Here is a 14,285-nt window from a genome sequence, read left to right on the forward strand (position 1 = left end):
TCACCCCAAAATTTTGCTAGAGAGCTGTATTTTCACTGTAAAAAGAATAACCAGGCCCTATAAACGATGGACTTTACTTTTTTCAATCAATTGATGTTAATTCTGGCTCTCTCCGTGGGAGCCATTGCTCTGTTTCATCGCCTGAATCTGCCCGAAAGCCTTGGCTATCTGGCGGTGGGTATCGTGCTTGGCCCCACCGCTACCGGCTTGATCGATCATAGCTTTGATATCAGCTTGCTGGCAGAAATTGGCGTGGTCTTCCTGCTGTTTACTCTTGGTCTGGAGTTTTCGCTTAAACGAATTAAGTCCATGAAGCGGGAAGTGTTTGGGCTTGGGGGCGGGCAGGTCCTCTTGTGTGGGGCAGGAATCTTTGCGGTTTTGCTGGTGGTTGGAACATCAGTAAAAGAAGCTTTGATCGTCGCAGCAGCTCTTGCTTTATCTTCTACTGCGATTGTTTCCAAAGAGTTGACCCAGAGCAATGAAATTCGCAGTCGTCAGGGCCAGATGGCGATTGGTGTGCTGCTGTTCCAGGACATTGCCGCAGTTCTGTTCCTGATTCTGGTTCCAGCCCTGGCGGGGGCGGGAGACAAATCAGTCTTCACCACCATTAGCATGGCTCTGGCCAAGGGCCTGCTTTTTGTCCTTCTCATGATGGCCGTTGGTAAATGGATTTTGCCCAGAGTCTTCAACGAAGTCGCGAGGGCCCGCTCTGAAGAGTTATTTGTATTAACCGCTCTCATGGTTGCTCTGATGGCGGCCTGGTTAACCCATGTTCTGGGTTTGTCCATGGCTCTGGGTGGTTTTATTGCTGGCATGATGATGGGTGAGAGTAACTATAAGCATCAGGTGGAAGCGGATATCCGACCTTTCCGGGATATTTTACTGGGACTGTTCTTTGTCTCCGTCGGGCTGATGCTGGATCTGAATATCCTGCTGAATTTCTGGCCAGCGATTATCCTGGGTACAGTGGGTCTGGTCATCTTCAAACTGGGTATCATTACGCTACTGGCAAGGGTGCTCAGAGAGAAAAAAAGCACTTCACTCAAAACCGGTCTGGCTCTGGCTCAGGGGGGGGAATTCTGTTTTGCCCTCATTGCTCTGGCTACTCAATATGGCCAAACGGAGGGAGAAAGAGCTTCCGTGGTGCTGGCCATCACTATTCTATCCATGATTCTGGCGCCATTGCTCATCAGAAACAGCAGCAAAATTGTCAATCTTTTATATAAGAAACAGGAGGCTATACAGTCCCAAATTGATCAGGGCGATATTGAGCAGCAGGTCTCCCACATCAGACAGCATACCCTCATTTGCGGCTACGGCCGTGTGGGACAGACAATAAGCCGATTCCTGGGGCAGGAAAAGCTGGCCTTTGTAGCAGTAGATAATGACCCCTTACATGTTCATGAAGCCGGACTTGCAGGCGAACCTGTCTTTTATGGAGACTCGCGTCGTTTGGAGCTTCTGGAGTCAGTTGGTTTGAAACGCGCCAGGCAAGTCATTGTCTGTATCGATCGCAGTGAAAATGCCCTGGAGATTGTCAAAACAATTCGTTCCCATTATCAGGATATTCCCATTCTGGTCAGAACCCAGGATGACAGTCTGACAGACTCACTCAAAAAGGCCGGTGCCACAGCCGTTATTCCTGAAGTGCTCGAATCCAGTTTGTTGATCGTCAAGCATGTTCTGTTAATGCTGGGCATAGATCGTAATCAGGTCAGAGACAAGATCCATAAAGCCAGAGAACAACAATACGATATTCTCAATGGTTACTATCCCGGCTATGAAGATGTTATGGGAGACAGCGAGGAAACTTCTTTACGGCATGCTGTTAACGTTTGCCGGGGTAATACCTGTGAAGGATTGAATCCCCGTGATTTACCGCTTGAAGACGATGTTTCTGTTGTTGAAGTAAAACGGGACGGCCAAAGTCTGGATCCGGAAGAAGTGGATGCCCTCGAACAAGACGATATTGTTATTCTGACCGGGCCTCTTGCACCTATGCAGCAATCTGAAAAGAACCTTATCTGATATTTTGGCAGTCCTGAAATACGGGCTGCCACATTCTCAAAACCCTTCCGAAACATTTAGCTTTTTTCAGTGTGAGATAACAGTCACCATTTATATAATAAAAAGAACTCCATTCATTTCAATATGATACAAGAATAACCTAATAATTATTCAAACAGACACTATAATGAATTTTCGAAAGGACTTCTGTGTAAAACAGGGCGTTAACAAAAACTTTTATAATATTAAAATAGGTGAATACTATGGTCATTCGATCGATTCGGCTGTCCCTCAGTTCGTGTTTTTTGCTGATGTTGATTCTGACCATAAAGCCCTTAAACAGTCACGCCATCTTTCTTGAATTTTACTTGCCACCCTACTTCTCCGGCATGGAAGGACATCCGATTGTTTCCAGAGAAGAACTTCCTCAGAATACTACCCTGATCCAGCAGCAAGAACCTTTTTTCTGCAATGACTACGAGACTAATTTTAATTATTTTAACAGTCTTCCATCCGCCTCATTAATCAAGTTTGGTGGTTTCGCATTGTTGGGATCAGCTTTTACCAATTCAATAGCAGGCGGAGTTGATCCTCATAATTACTGGCACAAGCCTGTTTTTCTGTTGAATCTGGTCACCATTCTTTCCTGGTCCATCCCTCAGACCAGCTTCACCAACGAATACGCTCTACCTGTTGCAGAATACCGCGAAGTCGAAAAGGTGTTAGACCAAATAAAAACGACAGAAAGCAACGAGACTCAGCGTTATAAGGAAGAACCTTCAGCCGGTTACGTCCTGACGGGCCTTTCATTTGTTGGCCTTAATTTATTCGCTGAATTTTATAATGCCAACAATCCATCTCCGGGACCCGGAGTGAATATGCTGGAAAATTTCGCCATCGGAGCTAAATCCATTGGTGTCACCAGCAATATGGCATCAGCCCTGAGAACTCACTTAAAAAATATCTACCTGAGTAAAGGCTTTACAAGTTACGAAGCGACTGCGGCAGCATCAAGAGATGTAACAACCATCTACGTTGTCCTTCTGGCTGGGGTGGTAAACACGGGTCTGCTCAACTCAGCAGCCATGGAAGGTATAAACGCCAAAGATATTGAGCAGTATTCATTGGCGATGGCTCGTTATGTCGGTCGAAAATACTACCACGTATCCCTATCGGGCGGCCTGATGATCAGTGCCGCTTATGAAACCATTGGCTCTCTTGAGAATTACTGTATGGCAAACTTTGATCATGTTTTACCTCATGCCCACTATGGGGAGTCAGAAAAACTGGTTTTATGTAAAGGGTTAGCTTCTGTTTCTATGGCCAGCATGAGCGGTCTGGCCTTATTGAAATTATCCAGTGGTTTGCCCTGGGTCTATCTTGTGAATGCTCTAGAAGCAGCGGGTCTGGTCAACACTGAAATGGCGATCACTCTGGGTCGAAACCTGTTCGATCATCCGATTGCTAAAGATACGGCAGGGCTCGCCATGGGAGGCGCTATTACGGCAGGTTCGCTTTACCTCAACCTCCGATACTTCCCCGGATCGATGATGATGTACATACTCCAGGGCTCCGGGTTAATCATGATCTATGAAACGGGCTCTGCACTGGTAAGTCATTCTTATCCGACTGCAGGAAAGGTACTGGCACTTGGTCATACCGTGATGGGAAATTATGACTATGCCTGTAAGCCAAGACCTTAAGGTCTCAGTTATCAAACCCCTCAAGCTTTCAGGTGTTTTTATTATTAAAGGATGCTCTATGCAATTAATGCTCAAACAGTTAATTTTTTTGGTTTTATCTGCTTGCTTCACTTCTCTCTGTGTTGGCCAAACAAACTCGAAGTTGCGTGATCTTCATACTGCTCCGGCTCCGGGTTTTGAAACGGGAATCGATGTACATGCTGCCTGGTTTCAGCAGCACTTTGGTGTTGATGCTATACAAGAGCAGGAGTCCGTAGAATTTATCATAACTGAGTTACCGGATATGTATTCGGAAGAGGCAAGAGAATATCTCGAGGTGACATTACCTGGCTTGTTAAAGGCAAGAAGTCTGGATCACGAAATTCGGGCACCCTGTAATCAGCAGAGACTCAAGTGTGATGTTGAGATTTACCTTTTCAATCAACAGGAAACTTCAAAGCAGCTGACAGAGATTGTGCGCTTTACGGTACTTACGCAGATAAAGCCAGCCGAAGTATCCTCAGGCTCTGATCATTCATCATTAGAAAAAGATGCCCAGTTACATTGTACTGCGAAAATGGATTGTCCTACCGCTACTGATTCGGAAACAAAAACGGCTTTATTTCAGGAGTCAGATCTGCCTGAACTTGGTACGGACTGGCTGGAAAAAGTCCATGTTTATCAAAATAAGGAGAATGGAGACAGTCTGGTCATAAGGAATAACATTGTTTATTACACCGGTAAATCACTGACTGTTCTTCTCAAACTTTTCAATTCCCTGCTCTTCAGCTCGGGACCTGTTGATACCAGTGACGGATATTATGGACATTTCGCCAACGCTCAAATACTGGCAGAAGCTCTGGCATTGGGGGATATAATACCGCTTTTGATCAGAGATCATAATTGGTCTTACATCACACCTCAGATAGATGCCAGCGGTTACACTTTGTCTCTTGCTATTTTTTGCACCTATTTACATTATCGGGATAATCTGGGCCTGGTTCTAAACAAGAAAGAGATGTCTGAGTCTGATGTGCGGATATTCTATACGTGGAAGCTGTTTGCGAATATTGCGACCAAAGCGATTAATGAGGTTGCTGAGAAGAAAATATTTGCCAAAGAGACCGATAGCGAGATTAATAAAATGAAATCCTCGCTGTTCACCAGTTTAGTTACAGCCCTTCCCTATGGAACAAAGTTAATGGTCACTGCCTTTACGGGTAATACCTATGCCAATAATATATTGAAGGCGGTACCGGCAGATCACTTCCTCTCCTGCTCGATCAGTGTCAATGGTGCCTGCATTCAACTGTTCTTCCATCGTATTCTGGGTGAAGCTGATATAACCATTGTTCCTGCCACCAGTCTGGAACCGGCCAAAAAAGTGACATCTGGCCTTTCCTATATCCCGTCAGCCATAACACAGGCTGCCATAGGAAAAGCGTTTAATAGCCTTGGAATGACTGTATGCGGTGGACATTACATAAAAGGAGCCGGGTATGCATTGGTTGATGGTGCCGATAAATATCTGGTGGCTCAGGGGGCCAGTGACTTTACCCGCTATTCAGCGTTAATGGCTGGCTCTCTTTTTATGAGTTACAGCAACTACTCATTCAGTAAGACATTTGCGAGCGGATTCACCAATCGCTATGCAAAATATCTCATGATTTGGGCGACTACAACTTTTATGACATTGTCTGAACTCTACTTTCACACGTCTACCTTGAGGTGATTTTTAAGATTATCACGCTTTGTTAATTTTTCTCCTGTCATATCACTTGCGACTTCATCACTGGCATGTAATAAATGAGACGAACTCACGAAACGGGGAATTATCATGGCAAAGGGCACTGGCTTCCTGTCAACGCTGCAGAGCGCCTTAGCGTCTGCGTTTGGTGTGCAGAGTGAAAAAAACAGGGCGCGTGATTTTTCGCAGGGACGTCCGGCGCACTTCATCATCGCCGGTATTGTGGGAACGCTTGTTTTTATTCTGATCCTGGTAATGTTGGTGAAACTGGTGCTCAGTCAGTCTGGGTAGCTTATTGATGGCTGACCCAGTATACAGCAGTAACAACAATCAGCATTACTATCGAAACAGCTGCAATGGCATCAACAGTACTGTCTTTCATGGGCTTTCCCTGAGACATTTCTCATTCCCTCAATCAGTTATTCGATGGTGCTCCTCCAAGCTAGCTGATTATCGCTTTTCGGGCAACTGCTCAATGATCCTTTTCCGCGCCATAAGTCTTGATTGAAAAGTTTATCTGGAATAATGTGTTTGTGGCACTTAAGCAAAGCGACCTATTCAGTCTCCCGAATACATGGATTCTTCGGATATGCAGTTTTCATCTAGTTATATAAAAAAATTTTTTATTACTAAATACAAAAATACTGTTATCTTGTCTACTCTCGGTCGTAGCTGGAATCTGCATCGAGCCTGAAACAGATTTCCAGAAGCCTGATAAGTACTCAGCCATACGGAATCGAATATTTCTGGCTTATTGGGCAGGTGCTCTGCAAGGCGCAACGACGGGAACATAGCAAGCTATGTGACCAGAGTTGCAACGCAGTCAGAGTGCCTGAACAATAAGTCAGAAAATATGATTTCGTATGGTTGAGTACTTATAGTCAGGCCTCTGGATAGCTCGCCAACCCATTTAGAAAAATTATTCCCATGTATAAATACGATGAGTACGATCAACGCATCGTCGACGAAAGAGTGAGTCAGTTCAGAGAGCAGACTCGACGTTACCTCGCCGGTGAGATCGCAGAGGACGAGTTTTTACCCCTGCGTCTGCAGAATGGCCTCTATATTCAGCGTTTTGCTCCCATGCTGCGGATCGCAATCCCGTACGGCATGTTGAATACCCGCCAGGTTAGAAGACTTTCTGAAATTTCGCGCAAATATGATAAGGGCTATGTGCACTTCACTACCCGCCAGAACGTACAGTTGAACTGGCCTCTGCTTGAGCAGGTTCCTGATATCCTGGCTGATCTTGCGGAAGTTGAGATGCATGCTGTGCAGACCAGTGGTGCCTGCATTCGTAACACGACGACTGATCAGTTTGCCGGTGTTGCACGAGATGAAATTGTAGATCCAAGACCCTGGTGTGAAATCATCCGTCAATGGTCCACATTCCATCCGGAGTTTGCCTTTTTGCCTCGTAAATTCAAAATCGCTGTTTGTGGTTCTGAAGAAGATCGTGCAGCTACCATGGTTCATGACATTGGCGTCCATGCCTTTCGAAATGAGAACGGTAATGTGCGATTCAAGATACTGGCCGGTGGTGGACTGGGACGAACTCCCATGGTCGCCAGTGTCATCAGAGAGTCCATAGAGCCTGAACATTTATTGACCTATCTGGATGCCATTCTGAGGGTTTACAACCGCTATGGCCGTCGTGACAACAAATACAAGGCGCGCATCAAGATTCTTGTAAAAGCCATGACACCTGAAGTGTTCACAGAGAAAGTGGAATCAGAATGGGAGCAGATCAAAGATTCCGCATCCCTTCTGCCTGAAGCTGAGATAAAGCGTGTCAGCCAGCACTTTATTGATCCAGAATACAAGGGACTGGTGGATCAGGACTTTAATGAACTGGCTTTGAAAGCGCCAGCAGGTTTCCATTCCTGGCTGAAACAGAATGTGTTTCCCCATAAGAAACCAGGTTACTGTGCCGTCACCCTGACTTTGAAAGCTACCGGGGATGCTCCTGGTGATGTATCTGCAGAACAGCTGGATGTTATTGCTGATCTTGCCGATCATTACAGCCTGGGAGAGCTCAGAGTTAGCCACGAGCAAAATCTGATATTCGCTGACGTGGAACAAACGGCACTGATTGAACTTTGGGAAAAATTGTCAGCTGTTGGCTTGGGGACGGCCAATCGTGGCCTGTTAACCGATGTGATCTGCTGCCCGGGTGGTGATTTCTGTGCACTGGCCAATGCTCGATCTATTCCTCTGGCAGAGGAAATTCAGCGCAAGTTCGACGATATTGACTATCTGCATGACGTCGGTGAGCTGGACCTGAACATTTCAGGTTGCATGAATGCCTGTGCCCATCACCATGTGGGTCATATAGGTATTCTGGGTGTCGACAGAAAAGGCATTGAATATTATCAGGTTCAGGTCGGCGGCTCTGCTTCAAAAGAAGCTGCCCTGGGCAAAATTATTGGACCTTCATTCAAGCGTGAAGAAATTCCTGACGTGCTGGAGAAGATCCTCAGTGTTTACATAGAGCAGCGTCATGAAGATGAGCTGTTTATCGATACCTGCCAGCGCATTGGCATAACCCCTTTCAAGGAGCGTGTGTATGCCCAGGCTGCTTAAAAATAGCGAAGTTTTTGAGGATGATTACCGGATTCTGGATTCAGAATCTGCAGATCAGGTATTTGCAGGGACACTGCTGATTCCAGCTAAGGAACTCGATCAATATAAGAAACTGCTTGAACAAAAGCAGCAACCAACCGGCTTGTTCCTTGATAGTGATGACGAAGTTGAAAATTATGCTGACATACTGTCCAGCTTCGACCTGATTACCATTAATTTTCCCAAGTTTATTGATGGTAGAGGCTACTCCCTGTGCCGCATCCTCAGGGACCGTTATCATTACAAAGGAGATATCAGAGCCGTGGGTGACGTGCTTGTCGATCAGATTTTCATGTTGCAGCGGTGTGGCTTTTCAAGTTATTACCTCAGAGAAGACCAGAAAGCAGAAGATGCTATCAAGGCATTGGACACTTTTACCCTAAGGTATCAGGGAAGCACTGATGATCCTGAACCTCTCTACAGAAAAAGACAGGCATCTTAGAAGAGCCAGATCCAACTTGTTAAGGGCTGCTGTCAGCGGCCCTACCCTTCTCTTGTTTACCGGACTCACAGCCTTGGGTATATACTTGGCCTTTTAGCTTCAAGCAAAATGCGGGCTGGAATAGCCCTTTTATAAACAATCATTTATCTGGCGAGTCTAATGGAAAGTGGTTCCCTGCTCTTCTCTTTCTTCCTTATCTTCAGTGGTGCTGCAATACTCGCTACTGCTGCGCTGTTTACCCGTCAACCTCTCCTGGTCGCCTACATCGTACTGGGTGCCTTTCTGGGCCCCTATGGCATGGAAATGGTTACGGATACCGGGCTTTTAAATGATATTGCCCACGTCGGAATTATATTCCTGCTGTTTTTGCTCGGACTGGATATGCAGCCCGCTCACCTTGGTCATCTGCTCAAGAAAACAGCTACGGTAGGATTAATCAGTTCGATCATATTTGCACTAACCGGTTATGGACTGGGACTGGCATTTGGTTTCAGCCAAAAAGAAGCCGTCATAACCGGTGCGACAATGATGTTCTCCAGTACCATTATTGGTATCAAATTATTGCCAACTACGGTACTGCATCACAAACATACAGGCGAAATTCTTGTCAGTCTGCTGCTTTTGCAGGATCTGCTGGCGATTCTGGTTCTCCTGCTGCTGTACAACTTTGATGGTGGATTTGCCAACAGTAAAATGGATGTTCTGATGGCTCTCGCCGCACTTCCTATGATCATAGCTGCGGCTTTTTTGGCTGTTCGTTATGCTCTGCTGCCATTGATGGCACGCTTCGACCGGTTTCATGAATACATGTTCCTCTTAGCCATTGGCTGGTGTCTTGGCTTCGCTGAACTGGCCCATGCCTTGAATCTTTCCTATGAAATTGGTGCCTTTATTGCCGGGGTCAGCATTGCTACCAGCCCGATTTCTCAGTACATAGCCATTAATCTCAAGCCTTTGCGGGATTTTTTCCTGGTTCTGTTCTTCTTCTCAATCGGTGCCAGCTTTAACCTCAATTTGTTCGGAGAAGTGTGGCTGCCTGCGGTTATCATGACCGTTATTTGTCTGCTTCTGAAACCTGCCACATTTGGTATCTTACTGAGTGCCAATGAGAACAAATCAACGGCATGGGAAGTCGGTTTCAGATTGGGCCAGACCAGTGAGTTTTCTATTCTGATTGCAGTACTGGCAGCGGGACAGATGTTGATGGGAGAGATCGCAGCTCACGTCGTCCAGGCAACTGCCATATTAACATTGATCATCTCTTCCTACGTGGTGGTGTTTAACTATGAATCACCCATAGCGGTATCGGAAAAGCTGAGAAGAGACTAAAACAAAAAAAACCGCACAATACGGGGTTCTCCCATCCAGATAACACTACAACTCGTTCCCATGCTCTGAGGTCGTCATTCCCGCGAAGGCGGGAATCCAGCGCCAACGGTGGATCTCTGCCTTCTCGGGGATGACAAGGCCAAGGGGGCATCGGGCAGTATGGTTCTGGTGGTGAGTCTGTGTGGATTCCCGCCTTCGCGGGAATGACGAGAATGAAGTCGGGAATGACGGGAGTCAACTCGTTCCCACGCTAGAGCATGGGAACTATCCAGATATCACTTTGAGCAGTTAAGAAAAGTATCGACCCTGAGACAATCTTTCCCAGATTTTTCCGAAGGCATTGTCCAGAGTCGTTTCAGCAGCCAAGCCCAGTTTACTGGCCATTCCTTTCTTCACTTCATAACTGACCTGAATAATGTCTGAGGAGTCTACCCTGCTATAGATATACTCATCACTGGTCATGACCAGATCAATCAGGTTTTTCTCAATCGCCTGACGGCCATACCAGATTTCACCGGTAGCGACCTCTTCTACGTTGACCTGCTCACGTTCCTCCTTGATAAACTCTTTGAACAGCTCATGAGTGTCCTGGATATCCTGCTTGAACTTATCACGCCCCTTTTCAGTGTTTTCGCCAAGAACCGTCAGAGTGCGTTTAAATTCACCGGCAGTGTGCAGTTCAATATCAACATCATGCTTTTTAAGCAATTTATTGATATTGGGCAGCTGAGCCATCACACCTATGGAACCAATCACGGCAAAAGGCGCAGCAACAATCTGATTAGCCGTACAGGCCATCATATAACCGCCACTGGCAGCCACTTTATCGACTGCAATAGTGAAATTAATACCACGATCTCTGATACGTTGTAGCTGGGAAGCTGCAAGACCATAGGCATGTACCATACCTCCCGCACTTTCCAGCTTCAGAAGTACTTCATCCTTGTCTGTGATAACAGACAGTACTGCAGTGATCTCTTCACGAAGAGACTTGACTGCAGAAGCTTTCATATCGCCGTGAAAATCAAGGACATACAGACGTGGTTTTACTTGCTTTTCTTTATCCTTTTTCTTTTCCTTGTCGGCTTTCTTTTTTTCCTTTGCCAGCTGCTTCAGCCTTTCCTTGTCGAGCGTCGCATGCTGAAGATCATCCTTCAGATGCTGATAGTGTTCATTCAGTTTCTTGATTTCAAGATGCCCTTTACTGATCTTTTTGGATTTTTGTCCCATTGCAGCTGCCGCAACAATGATGATCAGCAGTGCCACAACAAATGTGACCACTTTGGCAAGGAATAAGCCGTATTCCGCCAGATACTCCAAGAGAGCCTCCAATAATTCATTTCAATATGAGTGCTTAAGGATACCTGAAAAAGAGAATGTGAAAAGTCCAACTAATGCTTGGTTGGCCATCTGCTTACCTGCGGCTTGAGTGATCTCCAGCGACCAGTTTTTGAGAACATCAGCTGATGAGCCTCCGGCTCTGCCGTAGGTCATTTGACTGGTCACACAAAGGCAGAGACAGTCGTTTTGATGACCATGTGTTCCGTATTTTTTGAGTGGTAGAATTTGCACGGAGCAAAATCTTTAAACACAACAAGACATATGATTGTATATTATTAACTATCTATCAACATCCTGGATATTGTGAATTTAGGGGGTATGTCCGGCAGATCATCTCTGCGGAACCATTCAGCACTCACCAGCTCTTCCTCTTCAAGGCTAATCTCACCTGATTTATATTCAGCGTGATAGCCCAGCATCAAGGCATGGGGAAAGGGCCAGCTCTGACTGAGTTGGTACTTTATTTCACCGACCTCCAGACCCACTTCCTCCCTGATCTCTCTTATTACAGCTTCCTCAGCACTCTCGCCCGGCTCGACAAAGCCCGCGATGACCGTATGCATTGTTGTATCACGCAAATGTCGCTGATGTTGAACAAGCAGTACTTCATCCCCTTTATGAACAAGAACTATGATGCACGGAGATATCCTTGGATAGTAAGTCATTTCGCAGGCTGAACAAACCATTGACCAATCCCCTTCGCTTGACATGCATGGACTACCACAGCGGCCACAGAATTGGTGGTCTTTTCTGGATCTCAGGATTTGAGCGGCGTGACTGTATAACGCCACCATTGATTCAGGTTGCATCGCCATATATTGTCGGGCATTAACAGCACTCCCCTCTTCAGGAATTCGGTCTGTTTTTATAACCGACACCGAATATTCGTCCAGATTTCCAGTTCTGATTGATTCGTGGTTATCCATCCAGGGGTGTTTCTCCCAGAGGAACTCCCCCTCGGAATTCATCAGGATGTCATGACCAGACAGAATTAGATAACGATCAGCATTACCCCCTTCCGGGGTCCAGCCGTTTGCAGGTTGGTATTGGTGCATGTATGTCACTGCTTTCGATGATGAGTTAATGGTCAGTCGGTCATTGCAAACTGGTAGCAATTACCAATTCTGCTGGCCTATCTTTTCCAGTTTTTCCTGATGCAACTGTAATTCAGCATCGGTCGGTTTGATGATTTTCAAGGCGGGTCTGTCCAAAGATAGACGTCTGATAACCGTTACATCATCAGTCCCCTCTCCGGTTCCTCCCAGAAGCAGAGAAGTCTGACCACCCGTCATGGCAAGGTAGACTTCAGCCAATATCTCAGAGTCAAGGAGCGCACCATGGAAGGTACGAGCCGAGTTATCGATAAAATAACGTTTGCAAAGTGCATCCAGGTTATTTTTCTGACCAGGGTGCTTCTTTCTGGCTATAGCCAGAGAGTCGGTAATTTTACTGTAGTCCTCAACCTGCCCAAAGGCGGGATCCAGCCACTTTAGCTCATGGTTGAGAAAGTTAATATCAAAGGGGGCATTATGCGCAATCAGCTCAGCATCTTTGATAAAATCCAGAAAATCTTTGGCCACTGCAGCAAAGAGTGGTTTGTCCTGAACAAATTCGTTGGTAATACCATGCACCTGGATAACCTCATCATCCATATGCCGCTCAGGATTGATGTAGACATGATAAGTATTACCCGTCAGCTTACGGTCAATCATCTCCACACAACCGATTTCGACAATCCTGTGGCCCTGCGAAGGGTCTATCCCGGTGGTTTCCGTATCCATTATGATCTGGCGGTTCATTGCTTCTTACCTTCAATAATCTCTTGAGCACCACGACAGGCGAGTTCATCCGCCATTTCATTTTCCCGGTGTCCGGCATGCCCTTTTACCCAGCACCACTCAATCTTATGATGAGTATTCTGGGCATCAAGCCGTTCCCATAAATCTTGGTTTTTTACAGGTTTACCCGCCGCTGTTTTCCAGCCTTTGCGTTTCCAGCCGGACAACCACTCTGTTATACCCTTGCGTACGTATTGGGAATCAGTTGTGACACGCACCTCGCAGGCCCGGGTTAATGTTTCCAATCCTACAATGGCGGCCATCAATTCCATGCGGTTATTGGTGGTTTCTTTCTCGCCACCATACAATCCTTTTTCAGCAGTACCGTAACGCAGAACGACTCCCCAACCACCGGGGCCGGGGTTTCCTTTACAGGCACCATCTGTAAAAAGCTCAACGAGCTTGCTCAACGATTATCTCCCACTCGACTGGACCCTGTAATCGGTTTTCCGACCAGGGATTGCCCCACGGAGGACCAGACAGGCTTGATGGGTGTCATGCCTGCCACTTCCCGGGTGGCAACTATGATGTAAAAACTGCCAAAAGGCAGCATCCAACTACGACAGCGTTGTTCAATCAATTCCGACTTCAAGCCCATGGCTGAGTGGGTAGAAGGGAACAGGTAGGCACCATGAATCACTTTCTCAACACTGAACCCCAGCAAGGTTAACCAGTCCTTCATCCGACTTGGACTAATGAACTGGACACCACTGAACAACCTTCGATAACCCGGAAGTATCATACGCTTGATGTTGCAGAGACTCAGAGGGTTAAAACCGACTACCATCATCTTCCCTCCGGGGATGATGGTATGCCCCGCTTCGCTGAGAAGTCGGTGCGGGCGATCAGACACTTCTACCATATGATGCAGCAGGACCAGGTCAAGGCTGCCCGGAGCTATCGGCCAGTGATAAGGATCAAGCAACAACGAAGACGTCGGCTCAGAGTTTAAGGGGTGAAACTGAAAGTTTCGACTTACCTGGGACTCTGACAACAGAGCCGCAGTCGGAGATACCGATAATTCAACAGCATGATAACCAAAGATATACTTTAACTCATGTTCTATGTGACAGCGTTCTGTCTCAAGGACAAACTCTCCTGCACCGGATTGCATCCAACCCTGCAGGGCCTGCAACTTTTGAGGCATTTCAGGTCTGGTCGTTTTTTTAAACCATTGCATCAGGCTTTTTCCGTGTATGCTGCAGTGAAATCAGCAAAAACCTCGAGCCAGATTGTTGTCCTGCTCAAATACACATCTTATCGGGCACGGCAGGATT

General features: G+C 46.4%; 13 protein-coding genes. 7 read left to right on the forward strand and 6 right to left on the reverse strand.

Annotated features, from left to right (window positions below):
• Positions 1-66: 66 nt before the first annotated feature.
• The 7 genes from ACOJUO_RS20240 to ACOJUO_RS20270 all read left to right on the forward strand — a co-directional run bounded on the left by ACOJUO_RS20240 (position 67) and on the right by ACOJUO_RS20270 (position 9,829).
• A complete protein-coding gene (locus tag ACOJUO_RS20240) occupies positions 67-2,028 on the forward strand; it encodes a cation:proton antiporter (protein WP_422137940.1) in 1,962 nt (653 codons plus the stop codon).
• Between the two features lie 242 nt (positions 2,029-2,270).
• On the forward strand, positions 2,271-3,710 hold the full coding sequence (locus tag ACOJUO_RS20245) for a hypothetical protein (RefSeq protein WP_422137941.1): 1,440 nt from the start codon (positions 2,271-2,273) through the stop codon (positions 3,708-3,710).
• Between the two features lie 142 nt (positions 3,711-3,852).
• Positions 3,853-5,421 carry a hypothetical protein gene (locus ACOJUO_RS20250; protein WP_422137942.1) on the forward strand — a complete coding sequence of 523 codons (1,569 nt, stop codon included), beginning with the start codon at positions 3,853-3,855 and terminating at the stop codon, positions 5,419-5,421.
• A 105-nt stretch (positions 5,422-5,526) separates the two neighbouring features.
• Positions 5,527-5,727 carry a DUF2970 domain-containing protein gene (locus ACOJUO_RS20255; protein ID WP_422133734.1) on the forward strand — a complete coding sequence of 67 codons (201 nt, stop codon included), beginning with the start codon at positions 5,527-5,529 and terminating at the stop codon, positions 5,725-5,727.
• Between the two features lie 636 nt (positions 5,728-6,363).
• Positions 6,364-8,019, forward strand: coding sequence for a nitrite/sulfite reductase (locus tag ACOJUO_RS20260; protein WP_422133735.1), 1,656 nt, complete (start codon positions 6,364-6,366; stop codon positions 8,017-8,019).
• Positions 8,003-8,500 carry a DUF934 domain-containing protein gene (locus tag ACOJUO_RS20265; protein WP_422137943.1) on the forward strand — a complete coding sequence of 166 codons (498 nt, stop codon included), beginning with the start codon at positions 8,003-8,005 and terminating at the stop codon, positions 8,498-8,500. Before ACOJUO_RS20260 ends, ACOJUO_RS20265 begins: the two co-directional genes overlap by 17 nt.
• 159 nt (positions 8,501-8,659) lie before the next feature.
• Positions 8,660-9,829 carry a cation:proton antiporter gene (locus ACOJUO_RS20270; protein WP_422133737.1) on the forward strand — a complete coding sequence of 390 codons (1,170 nt, stop codon included), beginning with the start codon at positions 8,660-8,662 and terminating at the stop codon, positions 9,827-9,829.
• On the opposite strand, the gene ACOJUO_RS20275 is transcribed toward ACOJUO_RS20270, so the two are convergent.
• The 6 genes from ACOJUO_RS20275 to ACOJUO_RS20300 form a co-directional block, all read right to left on the reverse strand.
• On the reverse strand, positions 9,780-10,067 hold the full coding sequence (locus tag ACOJUO_RS20275; protein ID WP_422137944.1) for a hypothetical protein: 288 nt from the start codon (positions 10,065-10,067) through the stop codon (positions 9,780-9,782). The genes ACOJUO_RS20270 and ACOJUO_RS20275 overlap by 50 nt on opposite strands.
• A 50-nt stretch (positions 10,068-10,117) precedes the next feature.
• Complete coding sequence (sohB, locus tag ACOJUO_RS20280) at positions 10,118-11,149, reverse strand: protease SohB (protein ID WP_422137945.1); 1,032 nt, start codon at positions 11,147-11,149, stop codon at positions 10,118-10,120.
• A gap of 296 nt (positions 11,150-11,445) precedes the next feature.
• Positions 11,446-12,225: an NAD(+) diphosphatase gene (gene nudC / locus ACOJUO_RS20285; RefSeq protein ID WP_422137946.1), complete on the reverse strand. Its 780-nt coding sequence runs from the start codon at positions 12,223-12,225 to the stop codon at positions 11,446-11,448.
• A gap of 60 nt (positions 12,226-12,285) precedes the next feature.
• Complete coding sequence (dnaQ, locus tag ACOJUO_RS20290) at positions 12,286-12,969, reverse strand: DNA polymerase III subunit epsilon (protein ID WP_422137947.1); 684 nt, start codon at positions 12,967-12,969, stop codon at positions 12,286-12,288.
• Positions 12,966-13,418: a ribonuclease HI gene (gene rnhA, locus ACOJUO_RS20295; RefSeq protein WP_422137948.1), complete on the reverse strand. Its 453-nt coding sequence runs from the start codon at positions 13,416-13,418 to the stop codon at positions 12,966-12,968. Before rnhA ends, dnaQ begins: the two co-directional genes overlap by 4 nt.
• A complete protein-coding gene (locus ACOJUO_RS20300; RefSeq protein ID WP_422137949.1) occupies positions 13,415-14,188 on the reverse strand; it encodes a hypothetical protein in 774 nt (257 codons plus the stop codon). Before ACOJUO_RS20300 ends, rnhA begins: the two co-directional genes overlap by 4 nt.
• Positions 14,189-14,285: the final 97 nt, after the last annotated feature.

It is taken from the genome of Endozoicomonas sp. ALC020, from assembly GCF_049275935.1.
Taxonomy (GTDB): Bacteria; Pseudomonadota; Gammaproteobacteria; order Pseudomonadales; family Endozoicomonadaceae; genus Endozoicomonas_A.

Excerpts from the sequence above, each read along its gene's own strand:
- ACOJUO_RS20265 (WP_422137943.1), top strand. The coding sequence starts at position 8,003 with ATGCCCAGGCTGCTTAAAAATAGCGAAGTTTTTGAGGATGATTACCGG.
- dnaQ (WP_422137947.1), bottom strand. The coding sequence starts at position 12,969 with ATGAACCGCCAGATCATAATGGATACGGAAACCACCGGGATAGACCCT.
- ACOJUO_RS20270 (WP_422133737.1), top strand. The coding sequence starts at position 8,660 with ATGGAAAGTGGTTCCCTGCTCTTCTCTTTCTTCCTTATCTTCAGTGGT.
- ACOJUO_RS20260 (WP_422133735.1), top strand. The coding sequence starts at position 6,364 with ATGTATAAATACGATGAGTACGATCAACGCATCGTCGACGAAAGAGTG.
- ACOJUO_RS20255 (WP_422133734.1), top strand. The coding sequence starts at position 5,527 with ATGGCAAAGGGCACTGGCTTCCTGTCAACGCTGCAGAGCGCCTTAGCG.
- nudC (WP_422137946.1), bottom strand. The coding sequence starts at position 12,225 with ATGCACCAATACCAACCTGCAAACGGCTGGACCCCGGAAGGGGGTAAT.
- ACOJUO_RS20245 (WP_422137941.1), top strand. The coding sequence starts at position 2,271 with ATGGTCATTCGATCGATTCGGCTGTCCCTCAGTTCGTGTTTTTTGCTG.
- ACOJUO_RS20300 (WP_422137949.1), bottom strand. The coding sequence starts at position 14,188 with ATGCAATGGTTTAAAAAAACGACCAGACCTGAAATGCCTCAAAAGTTG.
- ACOJUO_RS20240 (WP_422137940.1), top strand. The coding sequence starts at position 67 with ATGGACTTTACTTTTTTCAATCAATTGATGTTAATTCTGGCTCTCTCC.